At 70.9% G+C, this 13,310-nt stretch carries 12 protein-coding genes; 10 read left to right on the top strand and 2 right to left on the bottom strand.

The features are described 5' to 3' along the window. The first annotated feature begins 25 nt into the window (after positions 1 to 25). Genes ACFY0P_RS38635 through ACFY0P_RS38620 form a run of 4 tightly spaced genes read left to right on the top strand, consistent with a single transcriptional unit; the run spans position 26 to position 4,838 of the window. Positions 26 to 1,123 (top strand): alpha/beta hydrolase, encoded by a 1,098-nt coding sequence (locus ACFY0P_RS38635; RefSeq protein ID WP_388924365.1) that lies wholly within the window; start codon positions 26 to 28, stop codon positions 1,121 to 1,123. Further along, positions 1,120 to 2,877: an FAD-dependent oxidoreductase gene (locus tag ACFY0P_RS38630; protein WP_388924362.1), complete on the top strand. Its 1,758-nt coding sequence runs from the start codon at positions 1,120 to 1,122 to the stop codon at positions 2,875 to 2,877. Before ACFY0P_RS38635 ends, ACFY0P_RS38630 begins: the two co-directional genes overlap by 4 nt. A 6-nt stretch (positions 2,878 to 2,883) precedes the next feature. Then, entirely contained in the window at positions 2,884 to 3,762 is an 879-nt protein-coding gene (locus tag ACFY0P_RS38625) for an intradiol ring-cleavage dioxygenase (RefSeq protein WP_388924359.1), read from the top strand. Positions 3,763 to 3,800: 38 nt separating this feature from the next. Beyond that, entirely contained in the window at positions 3,801 to 4,838 is a 1,038-nt protein-coding gene (locus ACFY0P_RS38620; RefSeq protein WP_388924453.1) for a maleylacetate reductase, read from the top strand. Positions 4,839 to 4,844: 6 nt separating this feature from the next. On the opposite strand, the gene ACFY0P_RS38615 is transcribed toward ACFY0P_RS38620, so the two are convergent. Then, positions 4,845 to 5,750 (bottom strand): LysR family transcriptional regulator, encoded by a 906-nt coding sequence (locus ACFY0P_RS38615; protein ID WP_388924356.1) that lies wholly within the window; start codon positions 5,748 to 5,750, stop codon positions 4,845 to 4,847. A 228-nt stretch (positions 5,751 to 5,978) separates the two neighbouring features. On the opposite strand from ACFY0P_RS38615, the gene ACFY0P_RS38610 reads away from it, so the two are divergent. The 3 genes from ACFY0P_RS38610 to ACFY0P_RS38600 are packed head-to-tail and all read left to right on the top strand — an operon-like array spanning position 5,979 to position 9,345. After that, entirely contained in the window at positions 5,979 to 7,220 is a 1,242-nt protein-coding gene (locus tag ACFY0P_RS38610) for an acyl-CoA dehydrogenase family protein (protein WP_388924353.1), read from the top strand. Beyond that, entirely contained in the window at positions 7,217 to 7,789 is a 573-nt protein-coding gene (locus tag ACFY0P_RS38605) for a flavin reductase family protein (protein WP_388924350.1), read from the top strand. Before ACFY0P_RS38610 ends, ACFY0P_RS38605 begins: the two co-directional genes overlap by 4 nt. Positions 7,790 to 7,815: 26 nt before the next feature. Then, a complete protein-coding gene (locus ACFY0P_RS38600) occupies positions 7,816 to 9,345 on the top strand; it encodes a long-chain fatty acid--CoA ligase (RefSeq protein WP_388924347.1) in 1,530 nt (509 codons plus the stop codon). Positions 9,346 to 9,579: 234 nt separating this feature from the next. On the opposite strand, the gene ACFY0P_RS38595 is transcribed toward ACFY0P_RS38600, so the two are convergent. Then, complete coding sequence (locus tag ACFY0P_RS38595; protein ID WP_388924345.1) at positions 9,580 to 10,197, bottom strand: TetR/AcrR family transcriptional regulator; 618 nt, start codon at positions 10,195 to 10,197, stop codon at positions 9,580 to 9,582. Positions 10,198 to 10,310: 113 nt separating this feature from the next. Between ACFY0P_RS38595 and ACFY0P_RS38590 the strand changes: the two genes are divergently transcribed. The 3 genes from ACFY0P_RS38590 to ACFY0P_RS38580 are packed head-to-tail and all read left to right on the top strand — an operon-like array spanning position 10,311 to position 13,174. After that, positions 10,311 to 11,432, top strand: a complete 1,122-nt coding sequence (locus ACFY0P_RS38590) for an aminomethyltransferase family protein (RefSeq protein WP_388924341.1) — start codon at positions 10,311 to 10,313, stop codon at positions 11,430 to 11,432. An 18-nt stretch (positions 11,433 to 11,450) separates the two neighbouring features. Then, positions 11,451 to 12,296, top strand: coding sequence for a formyltetrahydrofolate deformylase (purU, locus tag ACFY0P_RS38585; RefSeq protein ID WP_388924339.1), 846 nt, complete (start codon positions 11,451 to 11,453; stop codon positions 12,294 to 12,296). A gap of 26 nt (positions 12,297 to 12,322) precedes the next feature. Beyond that, on the top strand, positions 12,323 to 13,174 hold the full coding sequence (locus tag ACFY0P_RS38580; protein ID WP_388924337.1) for a bifunctional methylenetetrahydrofolate dehydrogenase/methenyltetrahydrofolate cyclohydrolase: 852 nt from the start codon (positions 12,323 to 12,325) through the stop codon (positions 13,172 to 13,174). Positions 13,175 to 13,310: the final 136 nt, after the last annotated feature.

Genomic DNA, 13,310 nt, shown 5'->3' with positions numbered 1-13,310 from the left:
CAGACGCCGTGACGGAGGTTCGCCGATGACCATCTCCCCACCACCCGCAACCGCCGAGCCGGCCCGTGCCGCCTCGCCGTTGACGATCAGCGAGCAAGGCGCGTTCTGGATCGGTGTCGGGCGCAAGCCGACCGAGGCCGGGACCGCCGCCGAGGCCGCGATGTACGTCCAGTACCAGATCCCGGCCGATCTCCGGCATCCGCTGCCCGTGGTGATGGTCCACGGGGGCGGCGGCCAGGGCACGGACTACCTGTCGACGCCGGACGGGCGCCCCGGCTGGGCCACCCGGTTCCTCCAGGCCGGTTACGCCGTGTACGTGGTCGACCGTCCAGGTCACGGGCGCTCCCCGTACCACCCCGATGTCCTCGGGCCCATCGAGGGCGCGGCGCCGACGTACGAGTTCATCCGCTGGCTGTTCTGCGAGGGGGCGGGACGACCTGGTAGCCAGTGGCCCGGCAGCGGCGAGATCGGCGACGACTCCGCGCTGGACCAGTTGATGGCGAGCCAGGGCCCGACGCTGCCCACCTTCGCCGAGAACGAGGAGCAGATGCGGCGCTGCGGGGCAGAGTTGCTGGACCGTATCGGACCGGCCGTGCTGATCACCCACTCCATGGGGGCGCCGTTCGGCTGGCTGGTCGCCGATGCCCGGCCCGGGCTGGTGAAGGCCGTTGTCTCCGTCGAGCCGATCGGGCCGCCGTTCATCGAACTGCCCGGCCTCGGAAAGCTGGAGTGGGGGCTCACCGCGGCCCCGATCACTTACGAGCCGCCGGTACGGACCCCGGAGGAACTGCGCCTTCGGCTGCGCGAGACGGGGGGTGACGGGCTGCAGGACTGTCTCGTCCAGGACGAAGAGGCAGGCGCCGTGCGGTCCCTGCCAGGGCTCCAGGGCTTCCCGATCGCCGTGGTCGCGGCCGACCACTCGCCGTTCGCGTCGTTCCAGCACGGTATCGCCGACTACCTCGTCCAGGCCGGTGCCGACGTCGAGTTGCTGCGCCTGGCGGACCTGGGGCTCACGGGCAACGGTCACCTGCCCATGGGCGAGAAGAACTCCGACGACGTGGCCGAGGCACTGATGACCTGGCTGAACAAGCGACTGGTGGATGGGGAGGAAACGTCCCGATGACCACCGTGCCGACCGTCGAGACCGATGTGCTCATCGTGGGTAGCGGGCCCGCGGGAGCGAGCGCCGCACTGGCGCTGAGCACCTATGGCGTGCCGAACGTCATGGTCACCCGCTACTCACGCCTCGCGGACACGCCCCGGGCGCACATCACCAACCAGCGCACCATGGAAGTGCTGCGTGACCTGGGTGTGGAAGAGGATGTGATCGCCCAGGCCACCCCGCAGCATCTGATGGGCAACACCGTCTTCTGCACCGCCATCGCGGGCGAGGAGCTCGGCCGGCTGAGGTCCTGGGGCAACGAGCCGCTCGTGCAGGCCGCGCACGAGCTGGCGAGCCCCACCCGCATGTGCGACATGCCGCAGCACCTCATGGAGCCGGTGCTCGTGAACGGGGCCATCGCACGCGGAAGCCAACTGCGGTTCGGCACCGAGTACCTGTCGCACGAGCAGGACGCCGACGGCGTGACCGCCGTGGTCCGCGACCGGCTGCGCGGCGACACGTACACCATCCGCGCCAAGTACCTGATCGGCGCGGACGGCGGCCGCAGCAAGGTGGCCGAGGACGCCGGGCTGCCGATGGGCGGCCAGATGGGCGTGGCCGGCAGCATCAACATCGTCTTCGACGCGGACCTCACCAAGTACGTGGCGCACCGCCCCGCCACCCTCTACTGGGTGCTGGCGCCCGGCGCGACCGTGGGCGGCATCGGCGCCGGCCTGGTGCGCTGCGTACGGACGTGGAACGAGTGGCTGATCGTGTGGGGCTACGACGTCGACGCCGGGCCGCCGGACCTCACCGAGGAGTACGCCCTGTCCGTCGTCCGCAAGCTGATCGGCGACGACGAGATCCCGGTGACCATCAAGTCGTCCTCCGCGTGGACGGTCAACGAGATGTACGCCGAGACGTACTCCAGCGGCCGGGTGTTCTGCGCGGGCGACGCCTGCCACCGGCACCCACCGTCCAACGGGCTGGGCTCCAACACCTCCATCCAGGACTCCTACAACCTGGCGTGGAAGCTGAAGCTCGTCCTGGACGGCACCGCGTCCCCGTCCCTGCTGGACACCTACAGTGACGAGCGGGCACCGGTCGGCAGGCAGGTCGTCACCCGGGCCAACCAGTCCATCGGTGAGACGGCACCCGTCTTCGAGGCGCTCGGCGGCCTGGCGCCGCAGACCCCCGAGCAGCTGTGGCGGAACATCGCCGCCCGCAAGGACGCCACTACGGAGGCCGAGGAGCAGCGGGCTCGGCTGCGGGAGGCGATCGCCTGCAAGGCATACGAGTTCAACGCCCACGGCGTGGACCTCAACCAGCGCTACACCTCCACCGCGATCGTCCCGGACGGCACCGAGGACCCCGGCTTCGCACGCGACCCCGAGCTGCACTTCCAGCCGAGCACCCGCCCCGGCGCCAAGCTCCCGCACGCCTGGCTCTCCGCGGGCACCCGCGATCTGTCCACCCTGGACCTGGGCGGGAACGGCCGGTTCACCCTGATCACCGGCATCGGCGGCGAGCCCTGGACGGAGGCCGCCCGCATCCTCGGCAAGGAGTTCGGCCTGGAGATCGCCACGGCGGTCATCGGCCCCGGCCAGGAGTACGAGGACCCGTACGGGGACTGGGCCCGGCTGCGGGAGATCGGCGACTCGGGCGCGCTGCTGGTGCGGCCGGACAACCACGTGGCCTTCCGCCGCCAGGACGCCACCGGTGACGTCACGGCCGCACTGGGGGACGCACTGCGGCAGATCCTCGGGCGGGACTGAGCGGCCATGGACCTCACCGCGAAGACCGTGAAGGACGCGACGACGACGGCGGTGCTGGAAAGCTTCGCCCACACCTCCGATCCCCGACTGCGCGAGGTGCTGGTCTCCCTGACGCGTCACCTGCACGATTTCGTACGGGACATCGAGCCGACCCAGGCCGAGTGGGAGCGGGCGATCGACTTCCTCACCGCAACCGGGCACATGTGCGACGACACCCGGCAGGAGTTCATCCTGCTGTCGGACGTCCTGGGTGTGTCGATGCTCGTCGAGACGATCAACGACCACAAGGCGGCCGCCGCGACCGACTCGACGGTGCTCGGCCCCTTCCACATGACCGAGTCCCCGGTCCGTGACCTCGGGGCGAACATCGATCTGGTCGGCGGCGGCGAGCCCTGTGTGATCAGCGGACGGGTCGTCTCCGTCGACGGCACCCCGCTGCCCGGCGCGACGCTGGACGTGTGGCAGGCCGACGACCAGGGCTTCTATGACGTCCAGCAGCCGGAGAAGCAGCCGCCGGGCAATGGGCGCGGGCTGTTCACGGCGGACGCGGAAGGGCGGTTCTGGTTCCGCTCGTGCGTTCCGAGCCCGTATCCGATTCCGACGGACGGGCCGGTCGGCTCGCTGCTGGAGGCGACCGGACGTCACCCCTACCGTCCGGCCCATGTCCACTTCATCGTGGGCGCCGAGGGGTACAGCCCGGTGACGACGCACATCTTCGTGGCGCGCAGCGACTATCTGGAGTCGGACGCCGTCTTCGCCGTGAAGGAGAGCCTGGTCGAGGAGTTCGTCGAGGTGGACTCCCCCGCGGAGGCCGCGGAGTTGGGCCTGGCCAACCCCTTCCGCCGGGCGCGCTTCGACATCGTGCTGCAACCGGTGATCGCGTGAGGGAACGCGCCCTGGACTTCACCTGTCAGGCCCAGCCGATGCGCGTCGTCTTCCGGTCCGGTGCCGTGCCGGACGCGGTGCCCGACGAGGTCGCGCTTCTCGGCCTGCCCCGCGTCCTCGTGCTGTGCGACGACCATGGCCTGGACACGGCCCGTGCCGTCGCCGCGGCTCTCGGCGACGCCTGCGCCGGGCTGCACGCGGGGGCGGTGACGCACGTCCCGGTGGAGGTCGCCGACCTGGCCGTCGAAGCGGCTCGCGAAGCCCGGGCGGACGGCTGCGTGGCGGTCGGCGGCGGTTCCGTGACCGGCCTGGCCAAGGCCGTCGCGCTCAGGACCGGCCTGCCCATCGTCGCCGTCCCGACGACGTACGCCGGATCGGAGATGACACCCGTCTGGGGCCTGACCGAGGGCGCGGTCAAACGCACCGGGCGCGACCCGAAGGTGTTGCCGCGCAGCGTCGTGTACGACCCGCTGCTCACGCTCACCATGCCGCCCGTGGGGTCCGCGACGAGCGGCATGAACGCGATCGCGCACGCCGTCGAGGCTCTGTACGCCCCGGACTCCACTCCGATCGTCTCCCTCATGGCGGAGGAGGGTGTGCGGGCGCTGGCCGCGGCCCTTCCCGAGATCGTCGCCGACCCCTCGGGGCATGACGCGCGCAGCCGCGCGCTGTACGGGGCGTGGCTGTGTGGTGCCTGTCTCGGGGCCACCACCATGGGGCTGCACCACAAGCTCTGCCATGTGCTCGGCGGCACCTTCGACCTGCCGCACGCCGAGACACACGCCGTCGTCCTGCCCCATGTGCTGGCCTTCAACGCGCCGGCGGTGCCCGAGGCACTGGCGGCGCTGCGCCGGGCGCTCGATGTCCCGGATCCGGTACGGGAGTTGCACGAGCTGGGCGAGCGTCTTGGCATCCCGCGATCGCTCGCCGACCTGGGCCTGACCGCCGCCGACGTGGACCGTGCGGTCGATGTCGCTCTCGGGGCGCCGTACGCCAATCCCCGCCCGGCCTCCGCCGACGATCTGCGCGCCGTCCTGCACGCGGCCTGGGCGGGCGAGCCGCCGTACCGCGGCTGACCGCTTCTACCGAGCGAGTTCGGCGTACGGAACGCCGGTCGCGCGTCGGGCGACCCGGCGTGCGACCTCGGCGAACGCCGGGGCGGCGGGCGAGTGGCCCGTCTTCGGATAGGCGACCGCGGCCACCGCGTGGAGGGGCTCTTTCGGAGCGACGGCCTCCACTCCCGGGTGGTGCGGGAACATCCGGGCGCCCGACAGCGGCATCAGTCCCACCATGTGCTGGTAGGCGATCTTCGAGGTCATGTCCAGGACCGAGCGGGCGTGGGAGCCGACTGTCGGGGCGTCGTGGTCCCCGCGGCGTCCCCCCACCCACAAGTCGTCGCCCGGGTGGGGGGTGACCCAGGGCTGGTCGTAGACCTCGGTCATGTCCACCGCGGCGGCCGAGGCCAGCGGATGCCCCTTCCACAGCGTGAGGGAAACGGGCTCGGTGAAGATCGGTACGCGTGTCAGGCCCGGCATGTCGACGTTCAGACACATCAGCGCCACGTCCCACTCGCCGGCCAGCAGCGGGGCCTGCCCCTGGTGGAAGTCCGCTTCGTGCACCCGGATCGTGGCTCTGGGATACCGCTCGCAGAACGCCTCGATGACCGGATGCGTCAGCTCCGCGAGAGCCACCCCGTAGAGCGCGACCCGTACCTCGTCCCGTCGCCTGGCCCTGATGACGTCTGCGGCGGCGGCGAGCCGGTCGGCGTCGGCCAGCACCTCACCCGCCCGTTCGAGCAGTTCCGCGCCGTCGGCGGTGAGCGCCACATGCCGTTTGTCGCGGTCGAACAGCTGGACGCCCAGCTCACGCTCGAGGGTGGCGATCGATCGCGTCAGCGCGGGCTGGGTGAGGTGCAGACGCTCGGCGGCGACCCGGTAATTCAAGGTCTCGGCGAGCGCCGAGAAATGGCGCAGGCTCCGGAGTTCCACTCAGCCCTCCAGAAAGGCGAGGTCCACGACGTTGTGGTCCGCGCCAGGTTACAGCGCGCTTCCCCGCACGTCACCAGGCAGAAATGTGCGGCATTCCCGTCGCCCCGTCCGACCTGCTGTGATGCGCGGCACTCATCAAGCCCGCAGTCACCGGCATTGGACGGTCCTTCGCCGCGCTGCCAACACTCGCTTCAGGCCGACCCAGAACAGCAGCGGATGGGGTGCGAATTGTCCGAGACAACCGAGGCAGCCGAGAAAATCATCGAGATTCCGCAGCCGGAGCCGGACCTGACACCGGAGGAACTGGTGCGCCGGGCCGCAGGCATGAGGACCTGGCTACGTGATCATCAGGACGAGACCGAACAGCGGACCGGTATCTCCGAGGACACGCACAAGGCGTTCCTGGAGGCGGGTTTCTACCGGTCCCTCCAGCCACGCCGCTTCGGCGGCTACGAGTTCGACCTGCGGACCTACTCCCGGATGGTCACCGAGGTGGCCCGCGGCTGCCCGTCCAGCGGCTGGAACCTGTGTCTGGCCGCCTCCCACAGCCTGGTGGTGGCCGGCCGCTTCCCCGAGAGCACCCAGCGCGAGGTGTTCGGGCCGGACGGTGACTTCCGGGCCCCGCTGCCGATCGCCCCGAGCGCCACCGCGACGAGGACCCCCGACGGGTACCTGGTCAACGGCCGCTGGGACTACTCCTCCGGAGTCAACGTCTCCACGCACTTCCTGGGTGGCGTCCTCATCATCGACGAGGAGGGCGGCATGCCCACGCCGGGCATGGTGCTCGTGCCCTCCGGCTGGCGGATGCTCGACAACTGGGGCGAGATCCTGGGCTTCCGCGGCAGCGGCTCCAACAGCGTCGTGGCCGAGGACGTCCTCGTACCGTACGAGTACGTGTCCAGGACCCACCTCGCGGCGGCCGACGCCACCGACGGGCCGGGTGTGCAGCTGCACGGCAACCCGATGTACGCGGGCCGGCTGATGTCGTTCTTCAACATCCAGCTGTGTTCGATCGTGGCGGGCACCGCCTGGGCCGCGGTCGACGAGTACCGGCGGATCATCACCACCAAGAACAGCCCGCTGCCGCCCTTCAAGCCGCGCAGCCACGATCCGGAACACCAGCGCAACCTCGGCCTGGCCACGGCCCTGGCCGACAGCGCGCAGCGGATCATCCTGTCGGTCGCCGACGACTACGCCGCGTACGCCGCCCGGGGCCTGGCAGGGGGCGAGCCCTTCTCCGAACTGGACGACCAGGCTCTGTCCCTCACGGCCCGGCAGTCCGGCCAACTCGCCTGCCAGGCCGTCGAGATGCTGGCCTCGGCCAGTGGCTCCAGCGCGCTGGCGAACGGCCAGCGCATGCAGCGGTACCTGCGCGACGTCGCCACGTACAAGACCCACATCAACGCGCAGCACAGCTCGTGGGCTACGGCGTACGCCCGTTCTCTGCTCGGGCTGGAGACCCCGGCGTGAACCGGCAGACGCCCGCCACGACGGCGCCCGGCGGTGGCCCGGCGGACGACCCCGGCCGGTTCCGGCACGTGCTCGGCCACTACCCGACGGGTGTCACGGTGGTCACCGCGAAGGAACCCGACGGCACCCCGGTCGGCATGGTGATCGGCTCGTTCACCTCGGTGTCCCTGGACCCTCCGCTCGTCGCGTTCTTCCCCGGCCGCTCCTCCACCACCTGGCCAAGGATCATGGCCGGCGGCGCGTTCTGCGTGAATGTGCTGGCCGCCGGCCAGGAGGGCCTCTGCCGGGACGTCAGCGCCAAGGCACCCGACGTCTTCGACCGCCACCCGTGGCGCGGCGCGGCCTCGGGCAGCCCCGTCCTGGCGGGCGTTGTCGCCTGGATCGACTGCGGCATCGCCGACGTGTGGCCCCTCGGCGACCACTACTTCGTCCTCGGCCGCGTCCGGGAACTCGGGGTGGAGAAGACCGGCGCCGCACCGCTGGTCTTCTCCCGGGGGCGGCTCGCCCCGTTGCCGCCCCGCCGGGGCCACGACGAATCGACCGACTACACCTGGCCCGACTGGCTCTGAGAGCTCTGAGAGAAGAGAGACGCACCATGCGCGATCAAGGGCTCGGCTCGTGGCCCGCGCGGCGTGCCCGCCTGGCACCGGAGGCCACCGCCGTCGTGCACGACGGTGGATCCCTGACCTACGGAGAGCTGGCCGCGCGCGTGACGCGGCTCGCTCACGCCCTGCGTGCCCTGGGGGTCGGCCACGGCGACCGGGTGGCCTACCTGGGCGCGAACCATCCGGCCCTGGCGGAGACGCTGTTCGCCGCGAACGCGCTGGGCGCCGTCTTCGTCCCGCTCAACATCCGCCTCGCGGCACCCGAGTTGGCCTTCATCCTGGGCGACTCGGGAGCGTCGGTGCTGGTGTTCGGGGCCGAACTCACCGACATCGTCGACGCGTTCAGGGACGACGTCGAGGTGAAGCACTACATCGAGGTGGGGAAGGCGTACGAGGAGCTGCTCGCGAGCGCGCCGGACAACCCCCTGGACGAGACGGTCGGCCTCGACGAGGTGTGCATGATCCAGTACACCTCCGGCACCAGCGGCCGTCCCAAAGGGGTCATGCTCACCCACGCAAACATCGCCTGGAACTGCTTCAACATCCTGCTGGACGTGGACATCGCCTCCGACGACGTCGTTCTGGTGGTGGCACCGATGTTCCACACCGCCGCCCTCAACACCGTCTTCCTGCCGGGCTTCCTCAAAGGAGGGACGTCGGTGCTGATGCGCGCTTTCGACCCGGAACGGGTGCTCGACGTCATCGCCGAGCACCGGGTGACGAGGATGTTCGGCGTACCCGCGATGTACCAGGCCATGGCCCGGTCGTCGCGGTGGGCGACGGCCGATCTGTCGTCGGTCCGGATCCTGCAGTGCGCGGCGGCACCCGTACCCAAGGCCCTCATCCACACATACCAGGACCGTGGCCTGACCTTCCTCCAGGCGTACGGCCTGACCGAGACCGCTCCCGCCGCGCTGGGCCTGGACGCGCGGGACAGCATCCGCAAGGCCGGCTCGGCCGGCACGCCCTGCTTCTTCACCGACGTACGCGTGGTCCGGCCCGACCTCACCGATGTCGCACCGGGCGAGGTCGGCGAGGTGATCATCGCGGGCCTCAACGTGATGAAGGGCTACTGGCAGTGGCCCGAAGCGACCAACGACGCCTTCGTCGAAGGGAGTTGGTTCCGCTCCGGAGACGCGGCCACTGTCGACGAGGAGGGGTACGTCACGATCGTCGACCGGATCAAGGACATGTACATCTCCGGCGGGGAGAACGTCTATCCGGCCGAGGTCGAGCAACTCCTCTACCAGCATCCCGCGGTCGCCGAATGCGCGGTGATCGGCGTACCCGACGAACGATGGGGCGAAGTGGGCAGAGCGCTGGTCGTGCCCCGCGCGGGCGCCGACGTGTCGCCCGACGACATCATGGGCTCCCTGTCCGGCCGACTCGCCAAGTACAAGCTCCCCAAGTCGGTCGTCCTCGTCGACGCCCTGCCCCGCAACGCCACCGGCAAGATCCTCAAGGCCCGCCTGCGCAGCCAGTACGGCTCCCTGTCAGACCGCGGCGCCGAGGAGGCATGACGCCAGGCCAGGGAATCCGAAAATTCCACGCCACACGGTCACCACATCGTTCGCCGACAGTGGCGGGGGCCTCGCCTCCCTGCGGGCCCCGCGCGAAAGCCGGTCTTCGAACTTGAGCGGTGCGTCGTCCCGAGTGGACTGACTGGCTGTCACGTTGCGTGAGGACCACGGGTGGTGGACCTTTGAAGATGCTCGTCATCGCCGCTCCTGAAGTGGGTGCAGGAGAGGTTCGGCTCATGTAACGCCGGACGCCTGCGGTGACGCCTGCGTGCGATGGGCCGCGAGGAGTCGCCGCAAGGCGGCGACGCTCTCGTCGATGCGGTCCGGTGCGCCGGACGTGACCTGGTGAAAGACCAGGCCGTCCAGGGCCGCGAAAACGATTCCCGTCATCTCCTGTGACACGTCGAGGCAGGCCAGCGCCTCGCGGACAGCATTGCGGTAGGCGTCGTAGAGCAGGTCGACGTGGTGGCGCAGTTCTGGCCGCCGGCTGGATTCGAGCTTCAGCTCGTACTGGAAAATCTGGAGGTCGGGGTCGGCCGCGACGAAGTCGGCCAGGGTCGCGGCGAAATCCTCCAGCCTTCCGCTGGCGGGTACCAGCGAGGACGTCTCGACGCTGCGGGCGACGCACCACCGCAGCGCCTCTTCGAGCAGCGTGTCGCGCGAACCGAAGTGGTGGGCGACCAGCCCGTGCGTGACACCGGCTTCCGCTGCGACCGCACGATACGTCAGCTTTCGCAGGCCACCACGGACCACCACCCTGACCGCCGCCTCCAGGAGAGCCCCCCGCCCCTCGCCATAACCGGGCCGGGCCTCCTGGCCGGCGTCTCCGTCCCTTTCCGTCTCGGCAGTCACTCGCCCTCCCTCTGTCCGGCTGTTCCCCGAAGGTCAATCTATCCTATTGACAAGTTATCCAGATGGATAGATTCTCGCTGCAGCGCTCGCCTCCCCTCTGCACTGGAGACCCCATGGCCATTCCCGAAGGACTGAGCACCACCCCGTTCGCTCCCCGCTACGCGGACCACGTCGAGGAGTGGATCGACGTCTACGGCAACGCCGTACCGCTGGCCATCGGTGATCCGGCCGAGGAGTACGAGGCCATCCGCACCGCCGTCGGCGCCTCCGAGTACTCGATGCTCTACAAGTGGCACATCGTGGGCGAGGCCGCCGTCACGACCGTCGACGCCGTCTTCTCGCGCAGCGTCAAGGGGCTGGGCGCCGGACGCATCGCCTACGGGGTCGTGGTCGACGACGGCGGGATGATGGTGGACGACGTGACCGTGGCCGTCCTCGCGCCGGACCACGTCGTCGTCACCGGCGGCGATCCGGCCACCCAGCAGTCGCTGGCCGCCCATGCCCCCGCCGGGACCACGGTCACCGAGCGCCGCGACGAGTCCGCCGTCCTGACCTTGCAGGGCCCGCGCAGCCGCAATGTCCTGCAGCGCCTCACCCACGTGGACGTGTCCAACGCCGCGTTCCCCTACTACACCTTCCTGCGCGACACCCTCATCGCGGGCATTCCCGCACAGGTCAGCCGGCTCGGGTTCACTGCCGAGCTCGGCTACGAGATCCAGGTGCCGCGGGAGCGCGCGCTGGAGCTGTGGGACGCGGTCTTCGAGGCCGGAGCGGAGCTGGGGATCAGGGCCTTCGGCGCCGTCGCCCTGCTGACCTGCCGCACCGAGGCCGGGATGATCATGGGTGAGCTGGAGTACGACCACACGGTCACCCCCTTCGAGTGCCGGATGGGCTGGGCGCTCGACTTCGACAAGGGCCCCTTCCAGGGCCGCGACGCGCTGCTGGCCAAGAAGGACAGCGTCACCGGCCGTGTCGTCAGCGTCGTTGTGGACGCCGCGCCGGAGGCCGCCGAGGGCGCCCGGCTGGAGCTGGACGGCCGGGACATCGGCTACGTGACGATGGCGGTGCCCTCCCCCGCCCTCGACGGAGCCACCCTCGGCCTGGCCCGGGTGCACCGCGACGCCGTGAAGTCCGGCACCGCGCTGACCGCCGTCGCCACCGACGGCTCCAAGGCCGACGCCACGGTCCGGCCCACACCGGTGTACGACCCCGAGCGCGCCCGCGTCCGGGCCTGACCCGACGGAGATCCTGACGTGCAACGCTACATACTCACGCTCCGCTGCCCCGACCAGCCGGGCATCGTCCACGCACTCGCCGCCGGCGTCGCGGAGGCCGAGGGCAACATCCTGGAGAGCGCCCAGTTCTCCGACCCCGGCACCGGCATCTTCACCATCCGTGTGAGCCTGGAGACACCCGCGGCCGACACCGAGAAACTGCGGGACGAACTCGCGCTGCGGCTGGCCCGCTTCGACCCGGTGCTGACCGTCCGGCCCGAGGAGCAGCGCCGCCGGGTGCTGCTGATGGTGTCGAAGTTCGACCACTGCCTGGTCGACCTGCTCTACCGCTGGGACCTGGGCGAACTGCCCGTCGACATCCCGCTGATCGTCTCCAACCACCCCGACCTCGAACCGGTCGCGAAGCGGTACGGCATCCCCTTCGTCCACCTCCCCGTCACCCGCGACACCAAGCCCGAGGCGGAGGCCGAGCTGCTGCGGCTGGTGGCCGACCACCAGGTCGACTTCGTGGTGCTCGCCCGCTACATGCAGGTCCTCTCCGACGACCTGTGCCGCAGGCTCTCCGGGAGAGTCATCAACATCCACCACTCGTTCCTGCCGGGCTTCAAGGGCGCCAAGCCCTACCACCAGGCCCACGACCGGGGCGTCAAACTCATCGGCGCCACCGCCCACTTCGTCACCGCCGACCTGGACGAGGGCCCGATCATCGAGCAGGACGTCGTCCGCGTCGGACACCGCCACACCGCACCCGAGCTGGTCGCGATCGGCCGGGACGTCGAGCGGATCGTGCTGGCCCGGGCCGTCCGGCTGCACGCGGAAGACCGCGTCGTCCTCACCGGCTCCCGCACCGTCGTCTTCGCCTGACGACCGCACCGAGAGGCTCGTACGACATGACCACCGCGACGCTGCTCGACGGGAAGGCCGCGGCAGCCGACACCAAACGTGAACTCGCCGAGCGGGTGAAGCTGCTCAAGAGCGGGGGCATCGCTCCCGGGCTGGGCACCATCCTGGTCGGCGACGACCCCGCCAGCCGCTCCTACGTCGGCGGCAAGCACCGCGACTGCGCCCAGGTCGGCATCGCCTCGATCCGGGTGGAGCTGCCCGCCACGGCGACCCAGGCCGATGTCGAGGCCGCCGTGCTCAAGCTCAACGCCGACCCGGCCTGCACCGGCTTCATCGTCCAGCTGCCGCTGCCGGCCCACATCGACACCCACGCCGTGCTGGAGCTCATCGACCCGGCCAAGGACGCCGACGGGCTCCACCCCGCCAACCTGGGCCGACTCGTGCTGGGCATGCCGGGGCCGCTGCCCTGCACCCCGCGCGGCATCATCGACCTGCTGCGGCGCAACCGCGTACCCATCACAGGGCAGCAGTTCTGCGTCATCGGCTGCGGGCTCACCGTGGGCCGCCCGCTCGGCCTGATGCTGACCCGCAGCGCCGAGCACGCCACCGTGACCCTGTGCCACGAGGCCACCCAGGACACCGCCGCCCACGCCCGCGTCGCCGACGTGGTCGTGGCCGCGGCCGGCGTGGCCCATCTGGTCAAGCCCGACTGGATCAAGCCCGGCGCCACCGTCCTGTCCGTGGGCATCACCCGGACCGTCGAGGGCATCCTCGGAGACGTCCACCCGGACGTCGACCAGGTGGCGGGCTCCCTCGCACCGCCGGTCGGCGGTGTGGGGCCGATGACCCGGGCCATGCTGCTGACCAACATCGTCGAGGCGGCGGAGCGCAGCGGCTGACGTCGGCGTAGCGCGTGGGGGGGGGGGCGGGGGGGGGGGGCCCCCCCCCCCCCCCCGGCCCCGGGGGGGGGGGGGGGCCGCCCCCCCCCCCCCCCCCCCCCGCGGCCGCGCGGGCCGGGCCCCCCCGGCGGCCCGC

This window comes from Streptomyces sp. NPDC001714, from assembly GCF_042892755.1.
Taxonomy (GTDB): Bacteria; Actinomycetota; Actinomycetes; order Streptomycetales; family Streptomycetaceae; genus Streptomyces.
Note: the sequence above shows the minus strand (reverse complement) of the source record. Positions and strands in the feature narration are given on the sequence as shown.

Bases quoted from the DNA above. Each gene is read 5' to 3' on its own strand.
- ACFY0P_RS38625 (WP_388924359.1), top strand. From the start codon at position 2,884: ATGGACCTCACCGCGAAGACCGTGAAGGACGCGACGACGACGGCGGTG.
- ACFY0P_RS38635 (WP_388924365.1), top strand. From the start codon at position 26: ATGACCATCTCCCCACCACCCGCAACCGCCGAGCCGGCCCGTGCCGCC.
- ACFY0P_RS38600 (WP_388924347.1), top strand. From the start codon at position 7,816: ATGCGCGATCAAGGGCTCGGCTCGTGGCCCGCGCGGCGTGCCCGCCTG.
- ACFY0P_RS38620 (WP_388924453.1), top strand. From the start codon at position 3,801: ATGCGCGTCGTCTTCCGGTCCGGTGCCGTGCCGGACGCGGTGCCCGAC.
- ACFY0P_RS38590 (WP_388924341.1), top strand. From the start codon at position 10,311: ATGGCCATTCCCGAAGGACTGAGCACCACCCCGTTCGCTCCCCGCTAC.
- ACFY0P_RS38630 (WP_388924362.1), top strand. From the start codon at position 1,120: ATGACCACCGTGCCGACCGTCGAGACCGATGTGCTCATCGTGGGTAGC.
- ACFY0P_RS38580 (WP_388924337.1), top strand. From the start codon at position 12,323: ATGACCACCGCGACGCTGCTCGACGGGAAGGCCGCGGCAGCCGACACC.